The organism is Humibacter ginsengiterrae, from assembly GCF_054780115.1.
Genome location: NZ_BAAGWY010000021.1, coordinates 11,606 through 32,360 on the forward strand (window position 1 = coordinate 11,606; position 20,755 = coordinate 32,360).

At 69.1% G+C, this 20,755-nt stretch carries 15 protein-coding genes; 3 read left to right on the forward strand and 12 right to left on the reverse strand.

Annotated elements, in window-relative coordinates:
• Positions 1–3 precede the first annotated feature (3 nt).
• The 8 genes from uvrA to uvrB all read right to left on the reverse strand — a co-directional run bounded on the left by uvrA (position 4) and on the right by uvrB (position 10,076).
• Positions 4–2,895 (reverse strand): excinuclease ABC subunit UvrA, encoded by a 2,892-nt coding sequence (uvrA, locus tag ACYVII_RS17855; RefSeq protein WP_460537640.1) that lies wholly within the window; start codon positions 2,893–2,895, stop codon positions 4–6.
• Positions 2,896–3,039: 144 nt separating this feature from the next.
• Positions 3,040–3,555: a hypothetical protein gene (locus ACYVII_RS17860; RefSeq protein WP_460537642.1), complete on the reverse strand. Its 516-nt coding sequence runs from the start codon at positions 3,553–3,555 to the stop codon at positions 3,040–3,042.
• The gene (locus ACYVII_RS17865; protein ID WP_460537644.1) at positions 3,552–4,886 is read right to left on the reverse strand and encodes a DUF58 domain-containing protein; all 1,335 of its coding nucleotides are present in this window, start codon (positions 4,884–4,886) and stop codon (positions 3,552–3,554) included. Before ACYVII_RS17865 ends, ACYVII_RS17860 begins: the two co-directional genes overlap by 4 nt.
• Positions 4,883–5,896 (reverse strand): AAA family ATPase, encoded by a 1,014-nt coding sequence (locus ACYVII_RS17870; RefSeq protein WP_460537680.1) that lies wholly within the window; start codon positions 5,894–5,896, stop codon positions 4,883–4,885. Before ACYVII_RS17870 ends, ACYVII_RS17865 begins: the two co-directional genes overlap by 4 nt.
• Positions 5,897–5,917: 21 nt before the next feature.
• Complete coding sequence (locus ACYVII_RS17875) at positions 5,918–6,439, reverse strand: hypothetical protein (protein WP_460537646.1); 522 nt, start codon at positions 6,437–6,439, stop codon at positions 5,918–5,920.
• The gene (locus ACYVII_RS17880) at positions 6,436–7,245 is read right to left on the reverse strand and encodes a DUF4129 domain-containing protein (protein ID WP_460537648.1); all 810 of its coding nucleotides are present in this window, start codon (positions 7,243–7,245) and stop codon (positions 6,436–6,438) included. The genes ACYVII_RS17875 and ACYVII_RS17880 overlap by 4 nt, the downstream gene beginning before the upstream one ends.
• Positions 7,246–7,254: 9 nt before the next feature.
• Complete coding sequence (locus tag ACYVII_RS17885) at positions 7,255–8,010, reverse strand: HAD family hydrolase (protein ID WP_460537650.1); 756 nt, start codon at positions 8,008–8,010, stop codon at positions 7,255–7,257.
• Entirely contained in the window at positions 8,007–10,076 is a 2,070-nt protein-coding gene (uvrB, locus tag ACYVII_RS17890) for an excinuclease ABC subunit UvrB (protein WP_460537652.1), read from the reverse strand. The genes ACYVII_RS17885 and uvrB overlap by 4 nt, the downstream gene beginning before the upstream one ends.
• Before the next feature lie 191 nt (positions 10,077–10,267).
• On the opposite strand from uvrB, the gene ACYVII_RS17895 reads away from it, so the two are divergent.
• Positions 10,268–11,587 (forward strand): MFS transporter, encoded by a 1,320-nt coding sequence (locus tag ACYVII_RS17895; RefSeq protein WP_460537654.1) that lies wholly within the window; start codon positions 10,268–10,270, stop codon positions 11,585–11,587.
• Here ACYVII_RS17895 and ACYVII_RS17900 read toward each other — a convergent pair.
• The 4 genes from ACYVII_RS17900 to ACYVII_RS17915 are packed head-to-tail and all read right to left on the reverse strand — an operon-like array spanning position 11,571 to position 19,229.
• Positions 11,571–13,106, reverse strand: coding sequence for a class I adenylate-forming enzyme family protein (locus tag ACYVII_RS17900; protein ID WP_460537656.1), 1,536 nt, complete (start codon positions 13,104–13,106; stop codon positions 11,571–11,573). The two genes, ACYVII_RS17895 and ACYVII_RS17900, sit on opposite strands and share 17 nt — an antisense overlap.
• Before the next feature lie 23 nt (positions 13,107–13,129).
• Complete coding sequence (gene cydC / locus ACYVII_RS17905) at positions 13,130–16,600, reverse strand: thiol reductant ABC exporter subunit CydC (RefSeq protein WP_460537658.1); 3,471 nt, start codon at positions 16,598–16,600, stop codon at positions 13,130–13,132.
• On the reverse strand, positions 16,597–17,628 hold the full coding sequence (gene cydB / locus ACYVII_RS17910; RefSeq protein ID WP_460537660.1) for a cytochrome d ubiquinol oxidase subunit II: 1,032 nt from the start codon (positions 17,626–17,628) through the stop codon (positions 16,597–16,599). Before cydB ends, cydC begins: the two co-directional genes overlap by 4 nt.
• Positions 17,629–17,660: 32 nt before the next feature.
• Positions 17,661–19,229: a cytochrome ubiquinol oxidase subunit I gene (locus ACYVII_RS17915; protein ID WP_460537682.1), complete on the reverse strand. Its 1,569-nt coding sequence runs from the start codon at positions 19,227–19,229 to the stop codon at positions 17,661–17,663.
• 135 nt (positions 19,230–19,364) lie between these two features.
• Here ACYVII_RS17915 and ACYVII_RS17920 point away from each other — a divergent pair, with 135 nt between their 5' ends.
• Both ACYVII_RS17920 and ACYVII_RS17925 read left to right on the forward strand, forming a co-directional pair.
• Entirely contained in the window at positions 19,365–19,724 is a 360-nt protein-coding gene (locus ACYVII_RS17920) for a BlaI/MecI/CopY family transcriptional regulator (RefSeq protein WP_460537684.1), read from the forward strand.
• Between the two features lie 42 nt (positions 19,725–19,766).
• The gene (locus ACYVII_RS17925) at positions 19,767–20,747 is read left to right on the forward strand and encodes a M56 family metallopeptidase (protein WP_460537662.1); all 981 of its coding nucleotides are present in this window, start codon (positions 19,767–19,769) and stop codon (positions 20,745–20,747) included.
• Positions 20,748–20,755: the final 8 nt, after the last annotated feature.

Genomic DNA, 20,755 nt, shown 5'->3' on the forward strand with positions numbered 1-20,755 from the left:
GGATCAGGCGGTCTTCTGCTCGACGCGAGAGTCGGCATCCAGCATCTCGCGCAGGAACACGCCGGTGTGGCTGCCCTTGACGGTCGCGATCTTCTCCGGTGTGCCCGTCGCGATGATGCGACCTCCGCCTGAGCCGCCCTCCGGACCGAGGTCGATGATCCAGTCCGCGGACTTGACCACGTCGAGGTTGTGCTCGATCACGATCACCGTGTTTCCCTTGTCGACAAGACCGTTCAGCACCTCGAGCAGCTTGCGCACGTCTTCGAAGTGCAGGCCCGTGGTCGGCTCGTCGAGCACGTAGACGCTGCGGCCGTTACTCCGTCGCTGCAGTTCCGTCGCGAGCTTCACGCGCTGGGCCTCGCCACCGGAGAGGGTTGTCGCGCTCTGTCCGAGTCGCACGTAGCCGAGCCCCACGTCGACGAGTGTCTGCAGGTAGCGGTGGATGGCGGAGATCGGCTTGAAGAACTCCGCGGCCTCCTCGATCGGCATGTCGAGCACTTCGGCGATGTTCTTGCCCTTGTAGTGCACCTGGAGCGTGTCCCGGTTGTACCGGGCTCCCCCGCAGACCTCGCACGCGACGTACACGTCGGGCAGGAAGTTCATCTCGATTTTGATCGTGCCGTCGCCTGAGCACGCCTCGCAGCGCCCGCCCTTGACGTTGAAGCTGAACCGGCCGGGCAGGTAACCGCGAGCCTTCGCTTCGGCGGTTTCCGCGAACAGTGTGCGGATGCGGTCGAACACGCCGGTGTACGTCGCCGGGTTCGACCTCGGTGTACGGCCGATCGGCGCCTGGTCGACGTGGACGACCTTGTCGAGGTGCTCCGTGCCGGTGACGCGGGTGTGCTTGCCCGCCACTTTGCGCGCACCATTGAGGCGGTTCGCCAGCACCCGGTACAGGATGTCGTTCACCAGGGATGACTTGCCCGAGCCGCTCACGCCGGTGACGGCGACGAAGACGCCGAGCGGGAAGTCGACCGTCAGGTTGCGCAGGTTGTTGGCGTTTGCGCCGACGACGCGGAGCATCCGTCCCGGGTCGACCGGCCTGCGCACGGCGGGCGTCTCGATCACACGACGACCGGCGAGATAGTCGCCCGTGAGGGACTCCGCGTTGTCGAGCAGTTGGTCGTACGTGCCGGAGTGCACGACGCGGCCACCGCCCTCACCCGCTCCCGGCCCGATGTCGACGATCCAGTCCGCCGTGCGAATGGTGTCTTCGTCGTGCTCGACCACGATGAGCGTGTTGCCGAGGTTGCGCAGGGCGACGAGCGTGTCGATCAGCCGCCGGTTGTCGCGCTGGTGGAGTCCGATGCTCGGTTCGTCGAGCACGTAGAGCACCCCGGTGAGGCCGGAGCCGATCTGGGTGGCGAGCCGGATGCGCTGCGCCTCGCCGCCGGAAAGCGTCGCGGCCGCGCGGCCCATGCTGAGATAGTTCAGCCCGACCTGGATGAGGAAGTCGAGGCGCACCTTGATCTCGCGGAGCACCTGGGCGGCGATGACCTGCTCCCGCTCGGTCAGTTCGAGCTTGTTCATGAACGATCTGGCGTCGGCCAGGCTCAGGTCGGCGACGTCGGCGATGCTGTGGCCGTGGATGAGCACGGCCAGAACCTCGGGTTTCAGCCGTTTGCCCTGGCACACCGGGCACGGCACCTCGCGCAGGTACTCGGCCCAGCGCTGCCGTTGGGTGTCGGAGTCCGCCTGCAGGTACTGGCGCTCGATATACGGCACCACACCCTCGAATCCCGACGTGTAGCTGAGCTCGCGGCCATAGCGGTTGCGCCACTTGACCTTGACCTTGAAGTCCTTGCCGCGCAGGATCGCGTCGCGCACCGTGCGCGGCAACTCGTCCCACGGCGCATCCAGATCGAAGTCGAGATCGCGGGCGAGGCCGTCGAGCAGCTTGTCGTAGTACTGATACAGGCCCTTGCCCTGGGTGCTCCACGGCAGGATCACGCCCTCCGAGATGCTCAGCGAAGGGTCGCCGAGCAGCAGTTCCTCGTCGACCGACATGCGAGTGCCGAGGCCGGAGCACTCGGGGCAGGCACCGAACGGCGCGTTGAACGAGAACGTGCGCGGTTCGATCTCGGTGAGCTGGATCGGGTGCCCGTTCGGGCAGGCGAGCTTCTCGCTGAAGTTGCGCGTGGCATCCGGCCCCGACTCGTCGACGAAGCTGACGGAGACGAGTCCGTCGGTCAGGCGAAGCGCGGTCTCGAGCGAGTCCGTGAGGCGGGTGAGGATGTCCGGGCCCGCGACCAAGCGGTCGACGACGACCGAGATGTCGTGCTTGTACTGCTTCTTCAGCGTCGGCGGGGCGGAGAGCTGCACCTGTTCCCCGTCGACGAGGGCACGTGAGTAGCCGGAAGCCGACAGCTCGGCGAACAGGTCGACGAACTCGCCCTTCTTCTGCTTGACCACCGGGCTGAGTACGAGGTAGCGGGTTCCCGGCTCCAGCTCCATGAGCTGGTCGGCGATCTGCTGCACCGTCTGCCGCTGGATGACCTCACCGCAGACCGGACAGTGCGGAACGCCGATGCGCGCCCAGAGGAGCCGCATGTAGTCGAAGATCTCGGTGATGGTGCCGACCGTCGATCGGGGGTTGCGGTTCGTGGACTTCTGGTCGATGGACACCGCCGGGCTGAGGCCCTCGATGAAGTCGACATCGGGACGGTCCACCTGCCCCAGGAACTGCCTGGCATAGGCCGACAGCGACTCGACATAGCGGCGCTGCCCTTCGGCGAAGATGGTGTCGAACGCGAGCGACGACTTGCCCGACCCGGAGAGCCCGGTGAAGACGACCAGCGAATCCCGCGGGATCTCGACATCCACGTTGCGGAGATTGTGCACGCGGGCACCGCGAACGCTGAGTTTGGAGTGGGTTTCCACTTTCGAGATCGACACGGCGAAAAGTCTAGAGAGAGGGTCTGACAAACGAGTGAGCCGAGAGCGATGGATGCTTGCATCCACCCCGAGGCGATCGAGTTTTTTGAGCTGCGAAGCGGCGATCGCATTCGCCCGCCGCGAACGTCCGAGGCGCGTGGCTGGTCATCGCCTGCGGATGACGAGCACGACGAGCGCGCCGGCACAGACGGCGCCCACGGCGGCGAACGCTCCGGGCAGGGGCAGAAGCATCGGACGCACCGAGGCGAAGATGAGCACCGCGACGAGTACGCACTGAGCCGGCACCTCCACGGCCACCCAGCCGAGCAGCGGTCGGCGGAGCACTCGCGCCTGCAGCACCCCGCCCGGCTCGACCACGATCGAGAGCGCACCGATCACGTGCAGCAGGTGCACGACGGCGAGAGTGACGTACGGATGCCAGTCCGTGGGCTCGGGCACTCTCCCGAGCTGGGCCAGCGCGACGACGAGCGCACACCCCCACACCGCCAGCGTTGCGGGGAACAGGGCGCCGAGGATCGCGAGTGCGAGCCCGAGGTATGCGAACGGAACGGGCACCAGAAGAAGCGCGGCGACGCCGCCGACCAGTGCGATGGCGAGCCGCGGAGCGAATCCGGGCAGGTGCGGGCCGACGGAGATCCTGGCGTGCAGACGTTCGCTCATGACCGCCTCGGCCGGCTCACGGAGCGAAGGTCGGCTGCGAGCTCAGCCGACGACCGGTGCCAGGCGATGACATCGGCACCCACCGCACGCAGATCGAGCAGCCTCTCGTCGCGGCGGCCGAGCACCACGCGCAGCGCGAGGAGCTGGCGACGGTTCAGACCGTTCACGTCGGGCCGCGGCAGCGTGTCGACGGCCAGCACGCGGTGTCCGGCGGCGCGCCACAGGGATGCCAGCCGTACCGCATCGCCGTCGAGGAATGTGGAGAGCAGCACGATCATCGCACCCGGCGCGACAAGCGGCGTGCGTGCGCGTGTGAGGAAACGCGGATGCGGCGCCGTGCGCGCGATCGCCGCCTTCAGCCGCTCGCGCTGCCGGCCGCCCGAGCCGCGAGGCACCGCTCCTCCGGCCCGCGACAGCACCTGGAACGCCACCGCGTCGCCCGCGTCGAGGTAGGCGGAGGCGAGGCTCCAGGCGGCGTCGCGGGCGACATCCATCGACGTCGTCCCGGTCAGCGTCGGGTCACCGAGCGTCCACTCGGCGACCGCTTCCCCCACGTCGTCCGCGTCGTCGAACACGATCGCGACGTCGATGTCGGAGGTGGCGTTGGTGCGTCGTACGTACAGGTCGCCGGGCCGCCGAGCCAGGCGGGCCGTGGCCTTCCAGTCCACCCGGCGGAGCCGGTCGCCGCTGACGAACGGGTGGATGTCGCGGAACTCGCCGCCGTCGCCCGGTCGGCCGGACTGGTGTGCACCGGTGAGTCCACGCAGCCGGTGAGGGACGGGCAGGAAACGGATCGGGGTCAGCTCCGGCTCGACGACCACGTGGAGAGAGGTAGGAGGTGCGACGTCGGCGACGAACGCCGCTCCGCGAGTCACACCACGCTGCTCCGCCGCGAGGAGTTCCTGCTCGCCGGAGTGCGCCAGGGGAACCCGTGCGTGCAGTCGGGCGGGTGGAACCACGGCGAACTGCTGCACCTCGAACCCGAGCGTGGTGACGCGCAGCAGCACGAGTTCGACGTCGTCGGAAGCAGTCACCCCGATGTGCACCGGTGCCGCCGGCCGATACGTTTCAGCGCGTGCGGCGGCCCTCGCGGTTCGCGTCCGTTCGCGCCCCAGCGGTCGCTCGGCCGGCTCCTCCCCCTGCGTCTGCACGAGAGTCACCTCGACCGAGTCGGTCGTCGCGGGCCGTCTCGTCGCGATGGCCATGGCGACGAAGAGTGCCACGCCGACGAGCGCGACGTCGCCACGGCCGAACACGATCGCCGCCGCGCAGACGATCAGCCCGCACAGCGTTCCGGCCGCGGGGACGGCGGTGCGCCGCCAGATCGTCACGACCCTGTTCCGTCACGCACCGTTCCGGCCCGCGCCACCACGGGCGGGCCCGGCACCATGTCCACGATGCCCGCGACGATGCGTGCGGCATCCGTTCCTGCGGCCCATGCAGCCGGCGTCAGAGTGAGGCGATGCGCCAGCGCGGGCACCGCAACGCGCTTGACGTCGTCGGGCGTGACGTAGTCCCTGCCGTCCATCACCGCCAGCGACCGGGCGACGAGCATGAGCGCCTGCGAACCGCGAGGCGACGCGCCGACCTCGACCGTGCGGTCGGCACGGGTGGCCGCCGCGAGGTCGACGCAGTAGCGCAGGATGTCCGCATCCACGTGCACGCGCTCGACGCCCGCCTGCATGGCCAGCAGGCCGCCGGCATCCGTCACCGCGGCAACCGTCGCCACCTCCCGGCGGCGTGCCAGCCGGTTCGCGAGCACCCGCTCCTCCTCCGCACGGTCCGGATAGCCGACACTCAACCGCACCAGGAACCGGTCGAGCTGCGCCTCCGGAAGGGCGTAGGTGCCCTCGTACTCGATCGGATTCGCGGTCGCGATCACGTGGAACGGGGCGGACAGCGCGAAGCTCGTCCCCTCTACCGTCACCTGTGCTTCCGCCATGGCCTCCAGCAGCGCGGACTGCGTCTTCGGTGCGGTGCGGTTGAGCTCGTCCGCCAGAAGCAGACCGGTGAAGACGGGCCCTGGCCGGAAGACGAAGTCCCCGCTGGCCGGGGCGTACACATACGAGCCGGTGATGTCGGCGGGCAGCAGGTCCGGTGTGCACTGGAGGCGCCGGAACGGCAGACCCATGGCCGAGGCGAGGCTGCGCGCCGCCAGCGTCTTGCCGAGGCCCGGTACGTCCTCGAACAGCACGTGGCCCCCCGCAAGGATGCTCGCCATGGCGATGCGCAACGGCTCGCCCTGCCCGATGACGACGCTCTCCACGGCGGCCAGTACCGCGGTCGTCGTCTCCGCGATGGACGCGATGGATGCGGCCTCGGTCTGCGAGCGCACTGTCATGCTGTCGTCGGTCACAAGAGTTCAGTGTCCTCTTCTGTCGGGTGTGGATGGAGCGTCGGAAAGGCCGTCCAGCACATCGAGACAGCCCACCAGCTGTGCGACCGAGGGAAGCACGCCTCGTACCGGGTTCAGGGCGGCGTACGACGGCTCCCCGATGAGGGCGACGATCGCGTCCCGATCGCCCGCCGACGAAAGGTCGAGGCCGAACCGTGCAAGGCGCACGGCGGCCAGTTCGCGTACGGCTTTGAACCCCGGTTCGCGCACCGATCCTCTGCGCATCTGGAATCCCCACGCGAGCCGGGAGACATCCGACCGCGTGCCAGGGCGCGGCGTCGGGCGTTCGAACGGCCAGCGTACGGCGCTCGGTCCGCTGTAGGCGGCCCAGGCGAGGCCGATCGCGATCGTGAGGAACCCGATCGCGCAGGCGAACCCGAGATCGACTCCGAAGTACCAGAGCACGACGCTCGCGACCACGCCGGCCGCCACGGCTCCAACGGTCCTGCCCGCTGTGATGCCGCCGGGACGGCCTTGCGGATCTGTCACGGGGTGCCTCCCCGATCCTCGAGGGCGGAGGATCCGCTGCTCGGCAGATCCGGTACCGGGCGGTGCTGCGCCCTGCCGGCGTTAGTCGATTCGTGCCACGAATCCCGCAACCGGGCGAGGCAGGCGCGTGCCGACTCGACCGTGCTCGCGTCGACCTCATGCCCGCCGAATCTCACCCCCTGGTACAGGTCGAGCAGGGTGAGCGCGGCATCTCGATCGGTGCCGAAGCGGGCGATGATACGGGTCGTGTACTCGCCGGGCGTCTCCGACGGGCGGCGCCCCGCGCCGGATGCCTCCGCCGCCTCCTGCAGACCGAGCCACGCCCGCACGATGGCATCGTGCGGCTCCCTGGCGTCGTCGAGCAGTGCGATGGCGCGATCGATGCCGCGCACCACGACCGGCGCGATCGGGTCGTCGGTGCGAGTGTCCGCGGTCGGCGCCGAGAACGCGGACACTCGGCCATCCCTCGGCTCCGTGATAACCCGCGATCGGCGCAGAAAGCGCCTGATGAGGTAGACGACGATGCCCGCCACCACGATCGCCGCCAGTGCCGCCCATAGCAGCCACAACTGCAGCTCGGCCGGCGAGAAGTGCTGCGCCGGCCCAGGGACCGCGCTGCTGGTCTGGAACGGGGCGGGCGCGACGGAACGCGGTGCTCCGTTTCCGGCCGTCGGGAGCCAGAGCGGCCGCCCTGCGCGGAGCGGTCCCGACACCAGGGTTCCCATGACCAGGGCGAGCCCGAGCAGCGTGACGGCGACGATCACACCGATTGCCGATCGTCGAGGATCCGCACCGCCCTTGCCCACTCGTTCACGTTAGGGCACGTTGCCCGCCACGTGCTCCGCGATGCGCTCGGCATTCCGCCCGTCGATCGCCGCATCGATGATGCGCACGGCCTCCGCGTGCGTGACTCCGCCGTTCGCAAGGTACGAGCCCTCGACGAGGACGGCCCGGATGCCCGCGGCAGTCGCACCCTTGAGGTCGGCGACCGGGTTGTCGCCGATCAGCCACACCTCGGGAGGATTGCCGAGCTCGGTGATGGCATACGAGAAGATCTGCGGGTGCGGCTTCTCCCACCCGATCGCGGCTGAGGTGAACACGCGGTCGAAGAAACCCCCGAGCCCCAGAGCGTCCACGATCTGCGGAAGCTCGGGCACGTGGTTGCTGAGCACAGCCTGTCGTGCGCCTGCGGCTTGCAGCGCACTCAGGGCATCCAAAGCCCCGTCGATCACTCGCCAGGCGGAGACGTCGCTGAACCGGATGCGCACAGCGGACGCCGCATCGTCGGCGAGCGTTTCCGGTACACCGGCGCGAAGATACGCGGCTCGCAACACGGGATGCAGGGCGGACCACCAGGCGTCGGGATCGGTGAGGTGCCGGCGATCCACCGTCGTGTCCTGCCACGGGAAACCCGTACGCAGGTGCACCTCGATCGCTTCTGCGGTGAGGCCGTGCCCGGGCCAGAGCGGCTCGAGCACGTCGACCATGCACGACGACCAGTGCCCCGGGCGCTCAGCCAGCGTTCCGTCGAAATCCCACAGCACGACGGTGCCGGCCAGATCACGGGTCACGCGTGCCCGACCTTCTCCATCTGGCGCAGGTCCCGCTTCAGGTCGGCGAGTTCGTCGCGCAGCCGCGCCGCGAGCTCGAACTTCAGCTCACCCGCGGCGGCGAGCATCTGGTCGTTCAGGTCCGCGATGATGGACTCGAGCTCCTCAGCACCCTCGGCCGCGATGCCTTCGCGACGAAGGTTGGGCGTCGGCGCCTTCTTCTTCGACGAACCCGTTCGCGCGGCGAGCATCTTCTGGGTGTCTGCTCCCTCGCGCGCCAGCACATCCGTGATGTCGGCGATGCGCTTGCGCAGCGGCTGCGGGTCGATGCCGTTCGCCGTGTTGTATTCGACCTGCTTCTCCCGGCGGCGGTTCGTCTCGTCGATCGCCTGTTTCATGGAGTCGGTGAGCACGTCTGCATACATGTGAACCTGGCCGGAGACGTTGCGCGCGGCGCGGCCGATGGTCTGGATGAGCGACGTCGACGACCGCAGGAATCCCTCCTTGTCGGCATCGAGGATGGCTACCAGCGACACCTCGGGAAGGTCGAGTCCCTCACGCAGCAGGTTGATGCCGACGAGCACGTCGTACACGCCCTGTCGCAGCTCGGTAAGCAGTTCCACGCGGCGGAGGGTGTCGACGTCGGAGTGCAGGTACCGCACCCGCACGCCCGCCTCGGCGAGATAGTCGGTGAGTTCCTCGGCCATCTTCTTCGTCAGCGTCGTGACGAGCACGCGTTCGTCGCGCTCCACCCGCACCCGGATCTCCTCGAGCAGGTCGTCGATCTGGCCCTTCGTGGGCTTCACCACGACCTCGGGATCGATGAGGCCGGTCGGGCGGATGATCTGCTCCACCACACCGTCGGCGATGCCCATCTCGTACCGTCCGGGTGTCGCCGACATGTACACCGTCTGCCCGATGCGCTCGGTGAACTCCTCCCACTTCAGCGGGCGATTGTCGAGTGCGCTGGGCAGGCGGAAGCCGTGCTCGACGAGGGTGCGCTTGCGCGAGGCATCCCCCTCGTACATGGCGCCGATCTGCGGCACGGTCACGTGCGACTCGTCGATGATGAGGAGGAAATCGTCGGGGAAATAGTCCAGCAGGCAGTGCGGCGCCTCCCCCGGCGCCCTGCCGTCGATGTGGCGAGAGTAGTTCTCGATTCCGGAGCAGAAGCCGATCTGCTCCATCATCTCGATGTCGAACGAGGTGCGCATGCGCAGGCGCTGCGCCTCGAGCAGCTTGCCCTGGCGCTCCAGTTCCTCCAGACGCTCCGCCAGTTCGATCTTGATCGTGCCGATGGCTCGCTGCATCGTCTCAGGGCTCGCGGCGTAGTGCGTTGCAGGAAACACTGAAACCGCATCCAGCTGCTTGATGACCTCGCCGGTGAGCGGATGCAGCGAGTACAGCGCCTCGACCTCGTCGCCGAACAGCTCGATGCGGATCGCGTGCTCCTCGTACATCGGGATGATCTCGATGGTGTCGCCGCGCACCCGGAACTTGCCACGGGAGAAGTCGATGTCGTTGCGCTGGTACTGCATGTTCACGAACATGCGGATGAGATTGTCCCGGCCGATCTGCTGGCCCACCTGCACGGCGGCCATGGCATCCAGGTACTCCTCGGCCGCACCCAGGCCGTAGATGCACGAGACGGTGGACACCACGACGACGTCGCGTCGGCTCAGCAGCGAGTTCGTCGTCGAGTGCCGCAGTCGCTCCACTTCGGCGTTGATGGACGAGTCCTTCTCGATGAAGGTGTCCGTCTGCGGAACGTAAGCCTCTGGCTGGTAGTAGTCGTAGTACGAGACGAAGTACTCGACAGCGTTGTGCGGCATCAGGTCGCGGAACTCGTTCGCCAGCTGCGCGGCGAGCGTCTTGTTGTGCGAGAGCACGAGCGTCGGACGCTGCACCTGCTCGATGAGCCACGCGGCCGTCGCGGACTTGCCGGTGCCCGTCGCGCCGAGCAGAACGACATCCGTCTCCCCCGCGTTGATGCGAGCGGCGAGCTCCTTGATGGCCTGCGGCTGGTCACCGCTCGGGGAGTACTCGCTGACCACCTCGAACGGGCGGACTGCACGGGTGGGTTGCATGGATTCAAGTCTAGGAAGACCCCCTGACAAGCGGGGGCGCCGCGAACACGCTCGGGCCGGATCACGCTCAGAGCGGATCGTCAAGCACCGGCTGCATTCTCAGCAAAATGCTCAGCAGCGCAATCAGTGCACTTACGGTAAAAACGTACCTTTCGGAGAATGTACTCAGACGCGGGTGACGGAACGGCACGATGACGGCGACGACGAAGCAGACGGCGAAACGCGGAACACCCCTCCTCTGGCATCGTCGGCGCGGCCGGGTCGTGGTGCTGCTGTGCATCATGTACTTCATCGCGTACTTCGACCGGAACAACATCGCGACGGCCGGGCCGAGCATCATCAAGGAGTTCCATCTCACCAACGCCGAGTTCGGCCTCGCCGCATCGGTGTTCGCGCTGTTCTACGCGCTGCTGCAGATCTTCGGCGGCTGGATCGGCGAGAAGATCGGACCGCGGCGCGGGCTGCTGATCCTCGGCGTCCTCTGGGGGCTCTCCACCCTGTTCACCGGGCTCGCCGTAGGGCTGGCGACGTTGCTGATCGCCCGCGCGATTCTCGGGTTCAGCGAGTCGGCGACGTTCCCCACCGCGACGCAGGCGATGAGCCGGTGGGTGCCGGCGGACCGCAACGGGTTCGTGCAGGGCATCGTCCACTCGGCGTCTCGCCTGGGAACGGCGCTTGCGCCGATCGCAGTCGCAGCGATGATCCTGTGGAGCGGATGGCGGTCTTCCTTCATCTACGTCGGCATCCTGAGCATGTTGTGGGCGCTGATCTGGTACGCCATGTTCCGCGACCGGCCCAAGGAGATGAAGGGCATCACGAAGCAGGAGCTGGCCGAGGTTCCCGACCTGCCCAAGGCGGCGGACCTGCCGCCGGTGCCCTGGAAGCGGCTGATCCGCACGATTCTGCCCGTCACGCTCGTCGATTTCGCGTACGGCTGGGTGGCGTGGGTGTTCTTCACCTGGATCCCGACGCTGCTGTCGGATGTCTACCATCAGGACGTCGCGAAGTACGGTCTGCTGACCTCGCTCGTTCTGATCGGCGGCGTAGTCGGCGACACCCTCGGCGGGGTGGCCAGCGACTGGCTGCTGCGCCGCGGCTGGTCCGCCAGCGGCTCGCGCCGCACGCTGCTTCTGATCGGGTTCATCGGCGCGGGCGTCTGCCTCGTGCCTCTGGTATTCACGCCGCCGCTGACCCTGACCGTCGTCTCGCTCGGACTCTCGTTCTTCTTCCTCGAGCTGACGAACGCGCAGCTGTGGGCGATCCCGATGGATGTCGCACCCCTGTGGTCGGGAACGGCGAGCGGCATGATGAACACCGGCTTCGGCGTCGCGGGCATCGTGTCGCCGATCATCGTCGGTTCGCTGGTCGACGTCACCGGAGGATTCGCGTGGCCATTCGGCCTCTCGATCGGCATCCTCGTGGCCGCGACAGTGCTGGCCGGCATCATGCGTCCCCGCATCGTGCGGCCGAACGTGCCGGCTGACGATGCCGCGGTCACCGGTCAGGCGTGAGCGTTCCCCTCAGCCGCACGCGCTGAACCTTACCTGTGGGTGCCCGCGGAACGTCATCCACCACGGTGATCGTGCGCGGTCGCTTGAACCGGGGAAGCCGTTGCGCGGCGAGCGCCGTCAACCGCTCCACCAGGGTGCGGTCCTCCTCGTCGCTGCGTGCCACCTCGGCCGGGATCACGAAGGCGACCGGCACGGCGCCGAGCACGTCGTCGGGCGCGCCGACGACGACGACCTCCCGGACCGCCGGGTCCTCGAGGAGCGCCTCCTCGACCTCCAGCGGGTACACCTTCTCGCCGCCGCGGTTGATCACGTCGTCGACGCGGCCGGCGAGCGTGACGTAACCGTCGGCATCCACCGAACCGAGGTCTCCCGTGCGCAGCCAGCCGTCCGCATCGAACCGGTCGGCCGCCGCTGCGCCGAAGTAGGAGTCCACCACGCCGGCGCCGCGGATCCAGAGCTCGCCGATCTCGTCCTGCCCCACCGGGCTCCCGGCCGCGCCGCGCACCTGCACCTCCGTGCCGACCGGAACGCCAACGGTTCCGGGACGTGGCGCATCCACCGGTGTCGCCGTGATCTGGCTCGACGCCTCGGTCATGCCGTAGCTGACCACGAGCGGGATGCCCGTGAACGCCTCGGCCACCGGGCCGGGCAGTGGCGCCGACGCCGTGCGGATGAGCCGCAGCCCGCGCGGCGCTTCGATGGGTTCGGTGGCGAGCACGGCGAGGATCGCGGGCACGGCGTTGATCCACGTGATGCAGCGGTCGGACATCAGCGGCCAGAATCCGGTGCGGTGGAAGCGCTGGTCGAGCACCAGAGTCGATCCGGCAACCAGTGTGGCGAGCAGCCCGACGACCTCGGCGTTGATGTGGAAGAGCGGCAGCGGGTTGTAACCGCGATCCTCAGAGGTCAGACCGAGGTGCTCGGCGACGGCCGCTCCGACGAACGCGAGCTGATCGGCGCGCAGTTCGACACCCTTCGGGGTGCCGGTCGAACCGGACGTGAAGAGCATCGCCGAGCCTCCGTCGCGGAAAACGGATGCCGCGGCCCGGCTTGCCGCGCCGCCCCCGGCACGTGGCATCGCCGCTGACCGCGTCGCACCGAGCTCAGGCGGGTCGATGCGTCTGACGCCGGCCGCTGCGGCGAACGCGGCATCCGCCGTGACTATGACGGGTTCGCTTTCGCGGGACGAACCGGATGCGACCAGCTCGGCGAGGCGGGCGACGTCGGCAGGCGCGAGTGCCGGATCGAGCGGAACGCATCGGTGCCCTGCGGCGATGACGCCGAGGTGTGCGACCGCGAACGTCAGCGGGTCGGGCTCCCGGAGGAACACGGTCGTGGGTTCATCGAGGCCCGCGCCGGCGGCGAACCCCGACGCCGCCTCCATCGCCTGCGCGTACGTGAGGTTGCGATCGCTGCGCGCGTCTTCGAGGTAGGCGCGACCGCCGTCGGAGGCTGCTCGGTCGATCAGGAGCCGTCCGATCGAAGGGATGCCTGTGCCGTCCGTTCGTTCGCCGCTCATCCCATCGAGGGTATCGGTGGCGGCTATGCGGCAGCCGTGTGCGGGATCGGTGCCTGCCGTGTTGTTCCGGAGACAGCACTTCCTGACAGCTCGATCATGTGCTCGGCGCGCCGAGCCTGCTCGGCGTCGTGGGTCACCAGCACCGTGGCGCGATCGCGCAGTGCGGTCCGCAGGTCGGCGATCAGAGCGGCGGATGCCTGTTCGTCCAGTTGCGCCGTCGGCTCGTCGATCAGAACGACGTCGCCGCGTGCGAGCAAGGTGCGCGCCACGGCGACGCGCTGTCGCTGACCGCCGGAGAGATGCTCCCCCGCCGGGCCGATCCTGGTGTCGAGACCGTGCGGCAGCGTGGCGAGGAGGGGGGCGAGACCAACGCGGTCGAGGGCATCCATCAGCTCGGCGTCGGGCGGCGAATCGGAACGCGGCCGCGCGATCACCAGGTTCGCACGCAGGGTCGAATCGAAGAGGTGGCCCTCCTGAGGGCACCACGCCACGCGAGTGCGCAGCTGGTGCGGCGGCACCGTGCGGGCATCCACGGCGCCGGCGCCCGCGGCATCGACGTGTGAGCCGGGTTCCTGTTCATCGAGCAGGTAGCGGCCGACGAGCGGGTCCGCGAAGCGGAGCAGCATGGCGAGGAGAGTGGACTTGCCCGACCCGCTCGGACCGGTGATGGCGAGCCACTCTCCGCGCGTGACGGCGCCGTCGATTCCCGTGAAAACGGGCCGTGCCGCGCCTGGGTAACGGTATGCCACCCCGTCGAGCCGGATGCCGTGGAGGCCGCCCATTCTCGCTCGCGTAGCGGGGTTTCCCTGCGGCACGCCGGCCGGGGTGCCCGTCGTGGCGCGCACGTGCGCGAGAACCCCTGCCAGCGCAGGTGCCCGGGACGCCGCCGCAACGCCGTCGAGAAGCGGCTCGATGAGCGCGAGCGGCACCAGGACCAGCACGGCGACGAGTTCCGGCCGCAAGAGGCCGGACGCCACGGGCGCCGCAGCGAGCGGAAGCATTCCGACCGCGGCGGCGCAGCATGCGAGAACGACGAGCGCTGAGGCGACACCTTCGGTGTAGGACGTTCGGCGCTCTCCCCTGGCGGCTGCGGCCCCGGCGTCATCGATGCGGTGGATGACGCGGTCGGCCGCGGCGGGTGTCAGGTCGTCGCGGGCGACGAGAAGGTCGGTGTACGCGGTGAGGATCCCCGAACGCGCCAGCTCGGTCCGTCTCGCGGCCGACCGTCCGGCCGCGAACGCGACGCCCGGTGCAAAGGCAAGGGCGATGACGGCCAGCGCCGCCATCACACCCGCGGCGGCCGGGTGGAGCATGCCGAGCACGACGGCGGCGCAAGCGAGCACGACGGCGGCCCCCACGGGCGGCTGCACGACGCGTGGGACGAGATCACGTGCCCGGTCCGCCGCGCCGATGAGCGTGGCCAGCGCGTTCGCGGGCGAGAGCGCCCGCCGGCCGGCAGGACCCGCCTCGGCGAGAGCGCGCCATAGGCGCAGCCGCAGCGCTGTGGTCGCTCGGAAGACCGCGTCGTGGGTGAGCAGGCGCTCGGCGTAGCGGAGCGCGGATCGGCCGATGCCGAAGAAGCGGACGCCCACGATCGCCACGAGCAGGTACATGATCGCCGGTTCCTGGCTGGCTCGCACGATGAGCCAGCCGGAGAGCGCGGTGAGCGCTATCGCGAAACCGCTGGAGAGCACGCCCACGAGTATGGCGGCGAGCATCCGCCACGAGACCGGCCGCAGGAAGGCGACGAGCTCTCGGACGGCCCCGCTGCTTCCGTTCGACCGGCCGGCGCCGGGGGTGTCGGCGACGAAGCCGGATCCAGGGGTGGTTCCCTCCGGTGCGCGATCGATGTCGCCAGGCGCGCCGATGTCATCGACCGTTCTCTCGCCTGTGCGCCCGAGGATCGAGTCGGCGGCGTGCGCTGTGCCGACCGGCACGACCTGATCGGCGAGAAGGCGGATCGCGGGATCGTGGGAGGCGACGAGCACGGTGACGTGACCCCGAAGCCGCGCGATCTCGCGTCGGATGCTCGCGGCCGAGTCGGCGTCGAGGTGCGCCGTCGGCTCGTCGAGGAGTACCAATCGTGCCCCCGCGGAGGCTGCAGCGAGCATGCGTGCGAACGCGAGCCTGCGCGCTTCGCCGGGGCTCAGCTCGGCCGGGTCGCCGTCGGCGAGCCTGGTCAGGCCGACGCGGTCGAGCAGGGCGCGGGCATCCGCCGCGCCGAAGCCATCGGCAGGCCCGTACAGCTGCACCTCCTCGAGGACCGTGCGTGACGAGAAGCGCGGGTGCTGCGGCATCCACGCGGTCCGCCCGGCGTCCGGCGCGACCACGCGACCCGTGCAGTCCGCGTCGTCGTCCAGCGCGGCGCCGCGTCCTGCGAGCACGGCGAGCACGGTGGACTTCCCGGCGCCGCTCTCGCCGGCCAGGAGCGTGACCGCACCTTCCGGTGCGCGGAACGACAGCCGCTGCACAGCAGGCTCCGTGCGGGCGGGGTACCGGATCGTGAGGTCGTTGACGACGACACCTGCCCCGGGGCGCCTGGTGATGCCGCTCCGAGCCGATGGTCGCGAGATCGCCGCCCGCGCTCGGCGCAGGGCCTCCCGCCCGGTGTCCGATGCGTGGAACGCGGCGCCGACGTCCCGGAGCGGCGTGTAGCACTCGGGTGCGAGGATGAGCGCCATCAGCCCCGCCTCCAAGGGAAGCTCCCCGCCAAGAAGCCGCACGCCGATGATCACTGCGACGACGGCGACCGAGATGGTGGACAGCAGGTCGAGGGCGAGCGAGGACAGGAATGCCGTGCGCAGCGCGGTCATGCTCTTCAGCCGGTGGCTCTCGGAGATCTCCGCCAGTGCAGCGGTCTGCTCACGGTCGCGGCCGAGCCCGACCAGCACGGGCAGTCCACGCGCGAGCTCGACCAGATGGTCCGAGAGCCGGCCGAGGGCGTCCAGTGATGCCGCCACCCGGTCGGAAGTGTGCAGTCCGATGAGCGCCATGAAGAGCGGGATCAGCGGAACCGTCACGACGATCACGACGGCGCTCACCCAGTCGGCGGCCAGGATGCGCGCACCCACGAGCAGCGGAACGGTTGCGGCGCTGACCAGAGACGGCAGATACGAGGTGTAGTACGCGTCGAGGTCGTCGAGGCCCGTCGCGGCCAGGACGGCGTCTGCGCCGACCCCTTCGCTACGCCTGGCCAGAAACGCTCGGGCGAGACGGATGCGCAGTCCCTGCTTGACTCCGGCCGCGGCCGACTGAGAGACGACACGGAGTCCCCACACGGCGAGAGCGCGCAGCAGTGCACCGCCGAGGCCCTCCAGCACCGTAGGACCGACATTGCCGTGCGCGATCACCGTGACGATGCCGGTGGCGAGGGCGTCGGCCACGAGCACGAGTCCCAGCGCCTTGAGTGCACCGAGAAGTCCGAGCATCAGGAGTCGGTTCCGGCCCACCTCGGCGAGGCCGTCAACGGGCGAGCGCCGGGTCGTGTCCGTCACCGGGGCTTCATCGCCGCTTCAACGGGACGCACGGCAGGGATGCTGGCGCCGGCGATACGCTTGCGGAAGACCCAGTAGGTCCAGCCCTGGTAGGCGAGCACGACCGGGATGCCGAATGCGGCGACGACGCTCATCACTCCCAGCGTGTACGACGAGCTGGACGCATTCGAGACCGTGAGATCGAATGCCGGATCGACCGTCGACGGCAGCACCACCGGATACACGTTCGCGAAGATCGACGCGATGCCGAGCACGAGGAAGCCGGCCGTACCGGCGAACGCGGCCCCTTCCCGCCCGCGCCTGGCCGACAGCAGCGCCCACACGATGGCTCCCAAGGCTCCTGCCACGAGCAGCCAGGTGTATGCCTTGCCGTGCATGAGCTGCACCGCGACCGCCCAGAGCGCGAGCGGGATCAGGAGCACGGGCATCCAGCGCCGTGCGAATCGTCCGGCACGCTCGCGCACATCGCCCTCGGTCTTCAGTGCGAGGAAGGTGGCGGCGTGCACCAGGCAAAAGCCCACGACCGCGAGACCGCCCACGACGGCCCAGCCGTTCAGCCAGGCGAAGGGACCGCCGACGCCGTCGCCGTTATGGTCGATCGGGAGGCCTGTCGTCGTCAGCGCCAGCGCCGCGCCCACTCCGAATGCGGCCACGAAGGAGCCAGCGCCGAGCGCGAGATCCCAGCAGCGCGTCCAGCGAGCCGTGTGGCCCTTGCCGCGATATTCGATGGCGACGGCGCGGAAGATGAGCCCGAGCAGCACGACGACGAACGGCACATACAGTGTCGAGACGAGCGACGCATACCAGAACGGGAATGCGGCGAACGTGGCGCCGGCCGCGGTGATCAGCCACACCTCATTGCCGTCCCAGACCGGCCCGATCGTGTTGAGCATGACACGACGGTCGTTCTCCGAGCGGGCGGAGATCAGCATGTGCATCCCGACCCCCAGATCGAACCCTTCGAGGAACAGGTAACCGGTCCAGAGCACGGCGATCAGGATGAACCACAGCGTGGGAAGGAAGTCCACGGCTCGTACCTCTCTTTACTCGTCCAGGCGGGTCAGTACGCGAAGGCCAGCACGTCGTCGGCGGCGGGCGCGTCCGGGTCCTTGGGCTTCTCGCCCAACTCGGGGATGGCGCTCGCCACTCCACCGCGGATGTACTTCACGAGCAGCCGCACCTCGACCACCATGAGCACCGCGTACACGAGCGAGAACGAGCACAGCGAGAAGAGGATCTCGCCGAACGTCACCCCCGGCGAGACGGCGGCGGCGGTGAACATGAAGACGCCGTCGACGCCGCCGGGCGTCGGGTTCGGGGCCACCACGAACGGCTGCCGTCCCATCTCGGTGAAGATCCATCCGGCGGAGTTCGCGGCGAACGGCGACAGGATGCCTGCGACGGCCAGCCACATCACCCACCTGAACCGCGGCACGGTTCCGCGCCGGGTCAGCCACAGTGCGACGGCGGACGCGAACGCCGCGAGAGCGCCGAACAGGATCATCAGCCGGAAACCCCAGTACGTGACGGCCATCACCGGCACGTAATCGATCTTCTGGCCCGCTCGCGCCCCGAGCTTCGGGTCGTCGGGCAGGTGAGTTCCGTACTTCTGCTGATACGCGGGCACGAGCTCGTTCACGCCGCGCACCGGCTCGTTGAAGTCCCCGTTGGCCAGGAAGCCGAGCACGCCGGGGATCTCGATGACGTTGACGACGCCCTTGCAGTCCTTCGACGCGATGTCGCCGAACGCCAGTACCGAGAAGCTCGTGCCGGTGTGGCAGGCCGCCTCGGCCGACGCCATCTTCATGGGCTGCTGCACGAACATCAGCCGGGCCTGGGTGTCGCCGGTGATCGCGACACCGGCGAACGCGATGATCGCCGTGACCGCGCCGATGCGCAGCGACGTGAGCCACACGCGGTGGTCGGCCTTGTCCCGGCCGGGGATGTCCGGCGCCTCTCCGACGATCACCCGCTTGTCCCGGCCGACGAGATCGATGCCGTCGCGCCGGCGCTGCCACAGGTGGTACCACCCGACGCCGAGCAGCATCGCGCCACCGACGGACAGCGCGCCGAAGATCGTGTGCGTGAACGCCGCGACGGCCGTGTTGTTGCCGAGCACGGCCCAGACATCCGTCATCACCGGTCTGCCGTCGACCAGCTTCACGCCGACCGGATGCTGCATCCATGAGTTCGCCGCGATGATGAAGTACGCGGAGACGACCGAACCGGCCACGGCGAGCCAGAGGCAGGCGAGGTGAATGCGCTTCGGGAGTTTGCCCCAGCCGAAGATCCAGGCGCCGAGGAAAGTCGACTCGACGAAGAACGCGAGCAGGGCCTCCATCGCCAGCGGTGCGCCGAAGACGTCGCCGACGAATCGGCTGTACTCGCTCCAGGCGAGACCGAACTGGAACTCCTGCACGAGGCCGGTGGCCACGCCCATGATGAAGTTGATCAGGTAGATCTTCCCCCAGAACTTCGTCATGCGGTAATAACGATCGTTCCCGGTGCGCATCCACAACGTCTGCATGAGCGCCACCAGCGGGCCGAGCCCGATGGTGAGCGGCACCATCCAGAAGTGGTAGACGGTGGTGATGCCGAACTGCCAGCGGGCGATCAGAAGCGGATCCAGCTCGGTGGTGAAGTGCACGTCGCCTCGATTCGATCAGTTCTACGCTACGTAGAATTCTACACGCTGTAGAACGTTGTACCACGGTCGCCCGAACATTTCTACGCGCGGTAGAATCTAGATATGGCAAGTCGCACGGTGGTCAAACTCGGTGAGCTCGAACGCGCGATCATGGACGTCGTGTGGGACTCCCCTGCACCCATCGCGGCGACCGATCTGCGCGACGCGCTCAAGGCATCCGGACCCGAGGGCAAGGAGCCGGCCATCACCACCGTCATGACCGTGCTCTCCCGCCTGGAGGGCAAGGGCTTCGTGGTGCGCGACAGAGATGCCCGCCCCCACCTGTACCGGCCGGCGATGAGTCGCGAGCAGCACGTGGCCGAACTCATGCACGAGGTGCTCGGCTCGGCGTCCGATCGCGACGCCGTGCTCGCGCGATTCGTCGGGCAGGTCACACCCCACGACGCGGAGCGGCTGCGCAAGCTGCTGGAGGCGTAGGCGTGTCCCCGGACCCTCGAACTCCGCGAGGCGGCCGATAGCGTGCTCGCCGTAGCCGCATCGCTCGCGCTCCTCGCGTTCGCGCTCGCATGGCCCGTGCCGGTCGTCCTGGCAGGGGCGAGTTGGCCACGCCGCATGCCGGGCGCGGCGCTTGTGCTCTGGCAGGCGATCGCGCTCGCCGGAGGTCTGTCGATGATCGGCTCGCTGCTCGTCTTCGGGTTGATCCCGTTCGGCGACGATCTGCCGCATGCCGCGGGCGCGTTCACCGCGGACCTGTTCGCCGGCCGGCTCCCGCACGACGCGAACTTCTTCGAGATGTTCGCGCTGGCCGGGGCGGTTCTTCTCGGAGTGCACCTTCTGCTGAACCTCGTGCGCACGAGCTGGCGTGCCGAGCGGCAACGTCGTCATCACGTTCGCCTGCTGCGGCTGCTCTCCGACCCGATGCCGGAACGCCCCGGCACGCGTGTCATCGACCACGCGGCACCCGTCGCCTACTGCCTGCCGGGCGCGCCGCGGGCCACGACGGTGCTGTCGGCCGGCCTGCTCGAGCTGCTCAGCGACGACGAGCTCGCCGCGGTCGTGGCGCACGAGCGCGCGCACGTCACGCAACACCACCACGTGCTGCTCGTCGCATTCAGCGCGTGGCGGAGCGCACTCCCGTGGTTCCCGATCGCCACCCGCGCCCACGAAGCGGTGGGCCTGCTGATCGAGCTGCTCGCCGACGACCAGGCCAGGCGCACGGTCTCGCAACGCAACCTGTCGCGCGCGGTCGCTCTCGTGGCCCTCGCCGGAGCGCCCGCCGACGGTGAATCGCCCGCCGGCACACACGGGATGCTCACGTCGACGGTGTCCGGTACGAGCGCGTCGCGGTCGTCGGCAGGCGAGTGGGCGGATGCCCGCGTCGCGAGGCTCACGGATGTCGCCGCGCCCGCGGCCCCAGCGCTACGGCTCACCGTGCTGGCCGGCGCCCTCGCGCTCGTCGTGCTCCCGACTCTGATGCTGCTGGGACCCGCGGTGCGCTGACCGCACTG

What these genes read in the sequence shown, in the direction of transcription:
- ACYVII_RS17860 (WP_460537642.1), bottom strand. Translation starts at nt 3,555, where the DNA reads ATGAGCGAACGTCTGCACGCCAGGATCTCCGTCGGCCCGCACCTGCCC.
- ACYVII_RS17870 (WP_460537680.1), bottom strand. Translation starts at nt 5,896, where the DNA reads ATGACAGTGCGCTCGCAGACCGAGGCCGCATCCATCGCGTCCATCGCG.
- uvrB (WP_460537652.1), bottom strand. Translation starts at nt 10,076, where the DNA reads ATGCAACCCACCCGTGCAGTCCGCCCGTTCGAGGTGGTCAGCGAGTAC.
- ACYVII_RS17895 (WP_460537654.1), top strand. Translation starts at nt 10,268, where the DNA reads ATGACGGCGACGACGAAGCAGACGGCGAAACGCGGAACACCCCTCCTC.
- ACYVII_RS17900 (WP_460537656.1), bottom strand. Translation starts at nt 13,106, where the DNA reads ATGAGCGGCGAACGAACGGACGGCACAGGCATCCCTTCGATCGGACGG.